The following is a 10,485-nucleotide window of genomic DNA, read 5'->3' on the forward strand; positions in this document are numbered from 1 at the left end:
ATAATATGTTAAAATATTATTTAGACGGCTGAAATTATCTCATCCAATTTGGATTCCCAGGTACAAATGGTCTTTTACCAAATTTTTTAGTATATTCCTGAAGAACCTCTTTTATAGCAGGTAAGTTATCTTTGAATGTATCTATATTTTTTATACTTTCTAATTGCTGAGAAAATGGACAAACAGCAATGCATATTCCACAGTCAGTTCCTAGGTATCTCCACTTTATATAACATGACTCGGCATCTATTTTCCAATTATAAACCCCATCAAACTCTTTAGACGACTCATTAGATAAAGAAGTAGAAGGGCAGTTATAAGAACATTTTTTGCATACACTACAAAAATCATCTAAACCAAAATCCATAGGTGAATCTTCATCTAAATCTAAATCTGTAGTTACAACTCCAAGTCTTATACAAGAGCCATATTCTTTAGTAGTAAGAATTGTATTTCTTCCAATACAACCAAGACCTGCATCTCTAGCTATTAAAACCGGCATTAAAAGGTAGTTTGAATCCATATGATTTCTAGCATTATATCCTAAATTTCTTATATAGTAACTAAGAATCATACCTATAACTGAAACATCTACATAAGCTTTACTTGTTTCAACCACCTCAGCTAGCATAGGACCTCTATTTATCATATCTTTTTCCATTGGAACTGCAAAAACTATAGCATATTTATGATTAAGATCTACTTTTTTTCCGTAAACATCTTCATGTCTACCTCTATGAGTATAAAAATGATAATCTTTAAGTTTTGTAATTCCAACTAATTTAGCTCCGTAATGTGAAGCAAAACCTTTAATACGCTTAGTTATAACTTTTTTATTAACTTCGATTTTTGTATCGCTAACTTGTCCTTCACAGAGATGTTTAATATCTGATAAAAATTCAAATGCAGAAGACGCCATAGGAGAATTGACTTCATTGTATGTCATAGTACCTTCTCCGCAAAGTTCTGGTCTAGACCTAATACTATCATCTATAGCCTTTTTATCTGGATTTTTTTCATAATAATCATTATAAGCAGGTGAGTTCTTTTCATAGCTAGCCCTTGAAAATATAAGATCTCTTTCATCAACTCTATTCATAATATTCCCCCTATCCCTATAATAAAATTATATACTATCTTAATTAAAAAAGGGAAAAGATTATCTTTAAAAAGACAAGCTTTTCCCTTAGAAGGTATTCGCCTATAATAAATAGGAGTAGAATTATTATAGTAAGGTCGAATCCAATATATACTAATAATAGTATATATTAAAGTATATTAAATTATTACTATTTATGTTACTAAATTATTTTATATTTTTGATACTTTCATTAGCAAAACTTGTATCAACTATTTTTTCATAAGGAGCTTTTTTATCAAGTTCATTAGCTTCTTCCATTACATTCATTAAAAGATTTAAACTATCTTCTTTTAATACAGGGTCAGAAGACCACGCATCTATAGATTTATATCTTTCAACTACTGATACTAAATCTTTTTTCTCGAAATCTGTAAAGAAAGGCTCTATAGCTGTAGCTACTTCTTCAGCTGTATGATTTTTAACCCATATTTGACCTTTATAAACTGCATTTGTAAATCTTTGGATTACTTCTTTATTATCCTTTATATAATCTTTAGGTGCAGAATAAGCAGTGTAAGGAATAAGTCCAGATTCTTCACCAATAGAAGCTACTACATAGCCCTTACCTTGCTTTTCTATTTCAGAAGCAGCAGGTTCAAATAATGCAACATAATCACCTTCACCACCGGCAAATGAACCTGATAAAACGTTGAATTGAACATCTGTACGGACATTTACTTCTCCACTTTTAGTATTTGTTCCTAAAGTTAGATTATTTTTCTTTAAAACATATTCTAACGTCATTTCAGGAACTCCACCTTTTCTACCGCCTAAAACTTCTTTACCTTTTAATTGGTCAAAAGAGAAATTATCGTTTTTCTCACGAGATACTAAAAAACTTCCGTCCTTTTGAGTCAATTGTGCAAAGTTTACTGCGTAGTTGTCATTGCCTTTATTATATACATAAATAGAAGCTTCAGGACCCATAAGACCTATGTCAACCTCTCCTGAAAGTAAGGCTGCCATAGTTTTATCAGCACCTTGTGTATTTATAAGATCTATTTCTATACCTTCCTCATCAAAGAATCCTTGAGTTATTGCTGCATACTGAGGGGCATAAAATATAGAATGAGTTACTTCTCCTACTGTTAACTTAGTCATATCTTTATCAGTAGCATCTGAAGAAGCACCTTTTGTACAACCAGTAACACCTAATGCAAGGCTTGTTGCCACTGCCAATAAAGTTGAGATTTTTTTGAACATAAATAACCCCCTTTAAAAAATTTATACCATTTATTTTATTAAAAATTTAGAATACATGTTACATATAGTTAATACTATATGGCATAAAATTATCTTTTGGATCTATAAATTTTTTCAGCTATATTTAAAACTTGATACATTACTAAAGCACATACTGCTAATACTATTACACCCATCATAACCAAATCTAATTTAAATACTTGACCTCCATAAACTATTAGATATCCAAGTCCATATCTAGAAACTAAGAACTCTCCAACTATAACTCCAACCCATGCCATACCTATATTTATCTTTGTTAAGTTAATTAAATTTCCTATATTTGAAGGAAAAATTAATTTAGTTAAAATTTGAAACTTAGTAGCTCCGAAACTTTTAAGCATTTTTATTTTTTCTTCATCTACTGATATAAAATAGTTATAGGCTGAAAGGATAGTAACAACTACAGAAATTGTAATAGCTATAACTATAATACCTTTCATACCAGCACCAGCCCAAACTATTAAAATAGGAGCAAGAGCAGTCTTAGGGAGTGCATTTAAAACTACCAAAAACGGGTCTAAAATTTTTGATAGACGTTCAGACCACCAAAGAAAAATAGCTATTAATATACCTAAAACTGTACCAATTACCAAACCTACAACTGTTTCATAACTAGATATTAAAACGTGTTTTAATAGTTCACCAGTTTGCAGATATTTAACAAATAAAACATATATATCGCTTGGTTTACTAAATAAAAATACGTCTATGATATTTAATCGAGCTAGTATTTCCCACAATGCTAGAAATCCGATTAGCAAAAGCCATTGAGAAAAAAATACTATTCTCTTTTCTTTTTTTATTGATTTTAAATACTCCATATGACCTGTGGAAAGATTATTTTGTTTCACTTGAATCGATCTCCTTCCATAAGATGTTAAAATAATCTTTAAAGTTTTCAGCACTACGTGATATAATAGGGGTTCTTTCTCCAGATATTTTCAAGTCTATAGTATAGATACTTTTAATCGTTGCAGGACGCTTTGAAAGGACTGCTATTTTATCTGACATGGATATAGCTTCAGATATATCATGGGTTACTAATATTGCGGATTTACCTTCATTTCTAATGATTTTGTAAACATCGTCACTAACCAATATTCTAGTTTGATAATCAAGGGCTGAAAATGGCTCGTCAAGCAAAAGAATATCAGGATTTACAGCAAGTGTACGAATTAAAGCAACTCTTTGTCTCATACCACCGGATAGTTCTTTTGGATACATATTTCTAAAGTCCCATAAACCATAGGTTTTTAACAATCTTTCAATTCTAGAAATAGCTTCAGGAGTTTTCTTTTTTTGAATTTCAAGGCCTATTAAAATATTATCCATTATAGTTCTCCACTCTAAAAGATGATCCTTTTGAAACATATAACCTATATTACCAGTTATATTAACTTTACCGGATGTTGGCTTTAGAAGTTCTGTTAAAATGTTTAAAATAGTAGATTTACCACTTCCAGAAGGGCCAAGTAGGGTTAGAATTTCTCCTTCATTTAAAGAAAAGTTAATGTCATTTAAAACTTGGATTTCACCATCTTTATTATAAAAGTTTTTGGTAAGGTTTTTTACATCCACTATTGATGTCATAAGATGTCACCTCCATAGATTTTGCTAGTATACTTTATAGTATTAAGAACAAATGAGTTTTGTACCATTTAAATAGATGTAACAAGATATATTTAAGATTAAATGCAACATATATGTAATAAAAATTTGAATATATTTGAATATTAATGAAATATTATAAAATTTATTATACAATTAGGATATTATAAAATTAAAATTTTATTGACTTATAGATATAGGAAGTTATGAAAAAATATAAAAAGTTTTGATTTATACACAAATGAAATAAATTAAGTTTATAGGGGGATTTTAAAAATGTTAAAAATTATTAATTTATCTACATATAGTTACGATATGGACAGGTATAATAACAATTGTGAGAATATAAATGAATTTTTAAAAAATCATAATATAGATGCAATAGAATTATTTGCACCATCAGGATATAGTGAAGAATTAATACCTGAAAATAGAATAAAAGGAATACATTTAAAACACTTCCCTATTTGGCTAGATTTTTGGAATGGAAATAAGAAAGGTATGTTAGAAGACTTTGATAGTGTAGAAGGGATAATAAACAATTATGGTGGAAGTGATAAAAAGGCAATAATAAATCAATATAAAGAAGAAATAAAATTAGCAGAAAGACTAAATGCCGAATATGTAGTCTTTCATGTATCTAATACAAAGCTAAAACATTGTTACAACTACAACTTTACATACACAGATAAAGATGTAATAGATGCATCTATTGAGTTAGTAAATGAAATATTTAAAGATTTAGATACAGGGGTAACAATACTTTTTGAAAACTTATGGTGGCCAGGGCTTAGAATGGTAGATAAAAAATTAGTAAAATATTTTATTGAAAGCATAGAATATGAAAATAAAGGATTTATGCTAGATACAGGCCATTTACTTAATACAAATTTAAACATAGATACAGAAGAAGAGGGAATCGATTATTTATTAGAGATTATAGATGAGTTAGGAGATTTAAAAAGTTACATAAAAGGAATTCATTTAAGTAAATCTATCTCTTCAAAATATGTTAAAAATCAAATTTCAAAATATGAAAATTTAGAAATTAATTATAGTGAAATGATTAAGGATATAATTTTTCATATATTAAAAATAGACGAGCATAAGCCATTTACAAATAAAAAAATAAAAAAACTAATAGATATAATAAATCCAAAATATTTAGTATATGAATTTATAACCACATCTTTGGATGAATTAAGTGATTTTATAAATATACAAGATAAAACTTTAGGATTATATTAAACTGTGATTATATGATAAAAAAATGGTTACGATAATTGAATTTATAACTTTGAAAAATAAATTGAAAATTCAGATATATTTAATGATAAGTTTATAAATGTACTAAACAAGTAGAGTTTCAAGATAAAACCATTGAAATAAGTCTTAAAAAATGGTATTCTATCAAAAGAAAATCTAAAAAGAATGTCGTTATTATATATAAAATCAATTTTAAAATTGGGATTTAATATATATATTTAAGAGCTTATTTACTTAAGCTCTTTTTAAATGATAAAGAGAGGTAATAAATATGATAAAAATTGACAACTTGTCCTACTCATTTCCAAACAAAGATCTATACAATAATATTTCATTTACATTAGAAGAAGGTCAACACTGTGCTTTCATAGGAGCTAGTGGGAGTGGAAAAAGTACACTTATAGATATAATTATGGATCCAGAAAGATATTTGTATGATGGAACATTAGAAATAGATCCAAACTTCAAAATTGGATATGTAAGTCAGTTCTTACAAGAAAATAAAAGCAAAGAAACTACAGTTTTTGAATATATAGCAGAAGAGTTTATAAAATTGCAAGAAAAAATTTCATCTATCTGTACTGAAATGGAAACATCTTCGGATATTGATATGCTTTTAGAAAAGTACCAAGAAGCTCTAGATGCATTTGATGCAATTGATGGAGATGATTATGAAAGTAATATTAATAGAAAACTAAATCTTGCAAATCTAGGCAATCATAAAGATAAAAAGTTATCTGAAATTAGTGGAGGAGAATTTAAACTTATCCAAATAATTAAGGAAATGCTTAATAATCCTGACCTGATGATTATGGATGAGCCAGATGTATTTTTAGACTTTGAGAATCTTAATTCTCTAAAGAATTTAATTAATTCTCACAAGAAAACAATACTAGTTATTACACATAATAGATATCTACTTAATCATTGTTTTAATAAAATTATACATCTTGAAAATGCACAACTTCAAGAATTTGATGGAAGATATATTGATTATAATTTCTCATTACTTCAAACTAAAATTGAATTACAAGAACTATCTATTGCTGATGATGAAGAAATTGAGAGAAATGAAGCTTTAATCCAAAAATTAAGAGAAAGAGCGACTTATAATGCTGAAGCTTCTAACGGAAGAGCTTTAAAAGCTAGAGTTAAAATACAAGAAAGATTAGAAGCTCGTAGAATTAAAGCACCGTTTGTAGATATTAAACAACCAAATATTAAATTAGACACTGATAACGAAATAGAAGAAACTATTGCTTTAAAAGTTAGTGATTATAGAATGGCTTTTGATAAAGTTCTTTTAGAAGATGTTAATTTTGAAATTAAATCTAATGATAAAGTAGCACTTGTTGGTACAAATGGGGTTGGTAAAACAACTATACTTAGGGAAATATTCAAAAATAATAATAAATCAATTGAAATAAATGATGATATTAAGATAGCTTATTTATCTCAGTCACAATCAGAAATTTTAGATGAGTCTAACACGATATTTAAAGAATTTTCTGAGCTAGGATTTGAAAATCGTAGAGATGTTAGAAGATATATTTCAAATTATGGTTTTGGGCAAGATGCTATTGAACAAAAAATAAAAGATTTATCTGGTGGAGAAAAAAATATTCTTCAATTAGCTAAGGTGTCATATATTAAGGCAAATATGCTACTTTTAGATGAACCAACAAGTCATCTAGATACTTATTCTCAAATAGCACTTGAAAAAGCTATAAAAGATTATAATGGTGCAATTTTAATGGTTTCTCATGATTACCAATTTATAAATAACTGCATGGACTATGTTTTAATGATTGAAGATAAGAAAATTAGAAAAGTTAGTATGAAAAAGTTTAGAAAAATGATTTATGCTAACCATTTTGATAGAGACTATTTAGAAATCGAAGAAAAGAAAAAATCAGTTGAAACAAAAATATCAAAGGCTTTAAGAGATATGGATTTTGAACTTGCGAAAGTTTTATGTCAAGATTTAGAAGAACTAATTAAATTGCTTTAAGAGGAAAATAAATAGGATTAGAGTAGGCCATATGTGCTTTAGAAACTCTAATCCTAATTTTTACGCCTAAGAATTTATGATTAACGAATATTTGTGGATAACGTATTAAGTATAGTTATATCAAAATCTGAGTAAAAGTAAAAAATTTACATAATATAAGGAGGTGGGGAGTATGTTTCATATAGAAATAGGAAATGTTGAAGGAAGAGGATATAAGGAGTTTATAGATTTGGTAGCAAGTTTATCTGATAAGTTTTTATTGGTTGAAAGAAATGATATGAGTTCAAGTGACAATCTAATAAATGTTCTAAAAAAATTAGAAAGTTCATTAATAGAGATGAAAGAACAATCGGAATGGCCAAGTGCTATGTTAACTGAGTCAACAGCTAAAGTTTATTATTATAAAATAGATAATAATTCTAAAAATGTATTAAAAGAAGAAGTTGATTCATTATTTTCTTGGGAGCAGCCTGAATTACCTGAAGATTTATGCTTTATAAATGGTGATGAAAGTTGGATAAGTACATCATCTCATGAAGGGTATTGTGATATAATCTCAGAAGATGAGGATATTATTGATTCTATCTTAAGAATAAAGGGAGTAGAAAAAAGATTTTGTTAAAAATTATTTTCAACTAGTATAAATTTAATCCCCCTATGTAAAAAAAGCAGACGTAGGGGGATTGATATTTATAAAGAAGTTTCTCTTAAAACTAAACCTTCATTTCTTTCAAGAAGATGCCTGATAGACCATTCATTTTGGAATAACAATACTGGATTTCTATTTTTATCTTCAACTAGTATTGTATCCATTGTCATCGAAAGCTTATCTGAATTGAAAGTCTCAGGTTCAATCCAACGTATATAACGGTAAGATAGTGTATTCATCATCATCTCAACACCATACTCTTGCTTTAGACGATATTCTAAAACTTCAAACTGTAAGACTCCAACAACTCCTACTATAAGTTCTTCCATACCAAAGTTAGGTTGTTTGAATACTTGTATAGCACCTTCTTCTGCTAATTGTGTAATACCTTTTACAAATTGCTTTCTCTTAAGAGCATTCTTTGTAGAAACTCTTGCAAAATGTTCAGGAGCAAATTGTGGTATACCAGTGTACTCAAGCTTTGATTGTTTTTCACTTAAAGTATCACCAATATTAAATATACCTGGGTCGTGTATACCTATAATATCTCCTGGATAAGCTGTATCTATTATAACACGGTCTTGTGCCACAAACTGTTGTGGTTGAGAAAGTTTTATCTTCTTATTTCTTTGAACATGATTTACTGACATGCCTTTTTCAAATTTACCAGAGCAAATTCTAAGGAATGCAATTCTATCTCTATGAGCTTTATCCATATTAGCTTGGATTTTAAATATAAATCCTGAGAAGTTATCAGAATTAGGGTCTATATCACCTAAGTTACTGCTACGAGGCATAGGTGGTGGTGTTATCTCTAAAAATGACTCTAAAAATGGTTCAACACCAAAGTTAGTAAGGGCACTTCCGAAGAATACAGGAGATAATTCACCATTTAATATTTTATCTAAATCAAAATTATCACCTGCTATATCTAAAAGTTCTATATCTTCTAGTAATTTTTCATGAAGAGCATCACCTAATAAAGTATTGAATTTTTCATCAGTTACCTCTCCAGTTATAGAATTAGCAATAGATTGTCCGTGGTTACCATCATCAAATAATTCTATTTGATTTTTATGACGGTTAAATACACCTCTAAATTCTTTACCAGAACCAATTGGCCAGTTTACTGGGCAAGAACGAATTCCTAATACATTTTCAATATCTTCAAGTAGTTCAAATGGGTCTTTTCCTTGACGGTCCATTTTATTTATGAATGTGAAAATTGGAATTCCTCTCATTTTACAAACGTGGAATAATTTCTTTGTTTGTTCCTCAACCCCTTTAGCAGAGTCAATAACCATTACTGCACAGTCTGCTGCCATAAGAGTTCTATAAGTATCCTCACTGAAATCTTGATGTCCTGGAGTATCAAGAATGTTTATACAAAAGTTGTTATATTCAAATTGAAGAACACTTGATGCAACAGATATACCTCTTTGTTTTTCAATTTCCATCCAGTCAGATACTGCATGTTTTTGAGATCTTCTTGATTTAACAGATCCTGCTTCACGAATTGCTCCACCATATAGTAGAAACTTTTCAGTTAATGTGGTTTTTCCTGCATCGGGATGGGAAATGATTGCGAAAGTTCTTCTTCTTTTAACTTCATCAATCAAGCTTAAATTTTGTTCTGTCATTTTTTATCATCCTTTATTTTAATTTTATGATTATCCAAATATAAAAAAACTATAACCCTATTGATATTATAATTTTATTGCAAAACTGTCAATATAGAAACGGACTAAATTATAGCAATAAGGAGATTTATTTAAGCTTTAAAATTAAATTAAAAGAATGATATTTTCTTTTGAATAAATAGAAAATATATTAAGTTGTAAGTGAATTTTTAGTATAATAGTACTTATTAATTATTTTAAAGAAAGAGGAAAAAGTAAATGAGATCTATAAATATACTAGAAGAAATTTCAGATGGAAAATTATATGATATTGAAGATATAGTAAAAGCAGATACATGTGGTTGTGATGGATGTAATGATTGTTGTCGTGATGTCGGAGAATTAGTAATTCTTACGCCTTTTGATGTATATGAAATGGTTACATATTTAGGAGTTGAATTTGATGAACTAGTAGTACAAAACATTGAATTACGTCAAAATAATAAAATTTTATTGCCATATTTAAAAATGAATGATGACAACAAAAACTGTAGCTTTTTAAATAAAGAAGGAAGATGCACTATTCACTCTAAACGCCCGAATATTTGTCGCTTATTTCCCCTTGGAAGAGTATATAAAGATGATGATTTTAAGTATTTCTTACAGATAGGAAACTGTCCAAAAGAAGATTTAAAGGATATAAAAGTAAGTCAATGGGTAGGAATTGATAATTACGACGAGAATAAGAAATTTATATTAGAGTGGTATAAGTTTATTAAAGCACTAACTTTCCGCTTAAAGTTTGTGAGAGATGAAAAAGAAATTGAGGAAATTAATAAAACCTTATTAGATAATTGCTATCGTGTTGAAATAGAAGAAGGTAAAGATTTTTATTCTACATTTATGAAAAATCTACCTGAGGTAAAAAATAAACTAGGAATTATTT

9 protein-coding genes are annotated in these 10,485 nt (G+C 28.2%); 4 read left to right on the forward strand and 5 right to left on the reverse strand.

Translation table 11 applies throughout. The features are described 5' to 3' along the window. Nucleotides 1-34: 34 nt before the first annotated feature. The 4 genes from RWY47_RS04485 to RWY47_RS04500 form a co-directional block, all read right to left on the reverse strand. A complete protein-coding gene (locus RWY47_RS04485) occupies nucleotides 35-1,099 on the reverse strand; it encodes a 4Fe-4S dicluster domain-containing protein (RefSeq protein ID WP_021429172.1) in 1,065 nt (354 codons plus the stop codon). A gap of 207 nt (nucleotides 1,100-1,306) precedes the next feature. Beyond that, nucleotides 1,307-2,344, reverse strand: coding sequence for an ABC transporter substrate-binding protein (locus RWY47_RS04490; protein ID WP_085281646.1), 1,038 nt, complete (start codon nucleotides 2,342-2,344; stop codon nucleotides 1,307-1,309). Nucleotides 2,345-2,433: 89 nt separating this feature from the next. Beyond that, nucleotides 2,434-3,237, reverse strand: coding sequence for an ABC transporter permease (locus RWY47_RS04495; RefSeq protein ID WP_150842604.1), 804 nt, complete (start codon nucleotides 3,235-3,237; stop codon nucleotides 2,434-2,436). Then, nucleotides 3,224-3,976, reverse strand: coding sequence for an ABC transporter ATP-binding protein (locus RWY47_RS04500; protein WP_039965936.1), 753 nt, complete (start codon nucleotides 3,974-3,976; stop codon nucleotides 3,224-3,226). The genes RWY47_RS04495 and RWY47_RS04500 overlap by 14 nt, the downstream gene beginning before the upstream one ends. A gap of 294 nt (nucleotides 3,977-4,270) precedes the next feature. Between RWY47_RS04500 and RWY47_RS04505 the strand changes: the two genes are divergently transcribed. The 3 genes from RWY47_RS04505 (at nucleotide 4,271) to RWY47_RS04515 (ending at nucleotide 7,893) form a co-directional block, all read left to right on the forward strand. After that, the gene (locus tag RWY47_RS04505) at nucleotides 4,271-5,242 is read left to right on the forward strand and encodes a TIM barrel protein (RefSeq protein WP_168931519.1); all 972 of its coding nucleotides are present in this window, start codon (nucleotides 4,271-4,273) and stop codon (nucleotides 5,240-5,242) included. 289 nt (nucleotides 5,243-5,531) lie between these two features. Beyond that, nucleotides 5,532-7,271: an ABC-F family ATP-binding cassette domain-containing protein gene (locus RWY47_RS04510; RefSeq protein WP_150842605.1), complete on the forward strand. Its 1,740-nt coding sequence runs from the start codon at nucleotides 5,532-5,534 to the stop codon at nucleotides 7,269-7,271. Between the two features lie 172 nt (nucleotides 7,272-7,443). Beyond that, entirely contained in the window at nucleotides 7,444-7,893 is a 450-nt protein-coding gene (locus RWY47_RS04515; protein WP_224170561.1) for a hypothetical protein, read from the forward strand. 68 nt (nucleotides 7,894-7,961) lie between these two features. On the opposite strand, the gene RWY47_RS04520 is transcribed toward RWY47_RS04515, so the two are convergent. Beyond that, nucleotides 7,962-9,560 carry a peptide chain release factor 3 gene (locus RWY47_RS04520; protein WP_150842606.1) on the reverse strand — a complete coding sequence of 533 codons (1,599 nt, stop codon included), beginning with the start codon at nucleotides 9,558-9,560 and terminating at the stop codon, nucleotides 7,962-7,964. 258 nt (nucleotides 9,561-9,818) lie between these two features. Between RWY47_RS04520 and RWY47_RS04525 the strand changes: the two genes are divergently transcribed. Further along, on the forward strand, nucleotides 9,819-10,485 hold a 667-nt coding region (locus RWY47_RS04525), incomplete at its 3' end, for a YkgJ family cysteine cluster protein (protein ID WP_150842607.1).

Origin of the sequence: Paraclostridium sp. MRS3W1 (genome assembly GCF_032465715.1) — a bacterium.
In the GTDB taxonomy this organism is placed as follows: domain Bacteria; phylum Bacillota; class Clostridia; order Peptostreptococcales; family Peptostreptococcaceae; genus Paraclostridium; species Paraclostridium dentum.

Bases quoted from the DNA above. Each gene is read 5' to 3' on its own strand.
- RWY47_RS04510 (WP_150842605.1), top strand. From the start codon at position 5,532: ATGATAAAAATTGACAACTTGTCCTACTCATTTCCAAACAAAGATCTA.
- RWY47_RS04505 (WP_168931519.1), top strand. From the start codon at position 4,271: ATGTTAAAAATTATTAATTTATCTACATATAGTTACGATATGGACAGG.
- RWY47_RS04490 (WP_085281646.1), bottom strand. From the start codon at position 2,344: ATGTTCAAAAAAATCTCAACTTTATTGGCAGTGGCAACAAGCCTTGCA.
- RWY47_RS04515 (WP_224170561.1), top strand. From the start codon at position 7,444: ATGTTTCATATAGAAATAGGAAATGTTGAAGGAAGAGGATATAAGGAG.
- RWY47_RS04500 (WP_039965936.1), bottom strand. From the start codon at position 3,976: ATGACATCAATAGTGGATGTAAAAAACCTTACCAAAAACTTTTATAAT.
- RWY47_RS04520 (WP_150842606.1), bottom strand. From the start codon at position 9,560: ATGACAGAACAAAATTTAAGCTTGATTGATGAAGTTAAAAGAAGAAGA.
- RWY47_RS04485 (WP_021429172.1), bottom strand. From the start codon at position 1,099: ATGAATAGAGTTGATGAAAGAGATCTTATATTTTCAAGGGCTAGCTAT.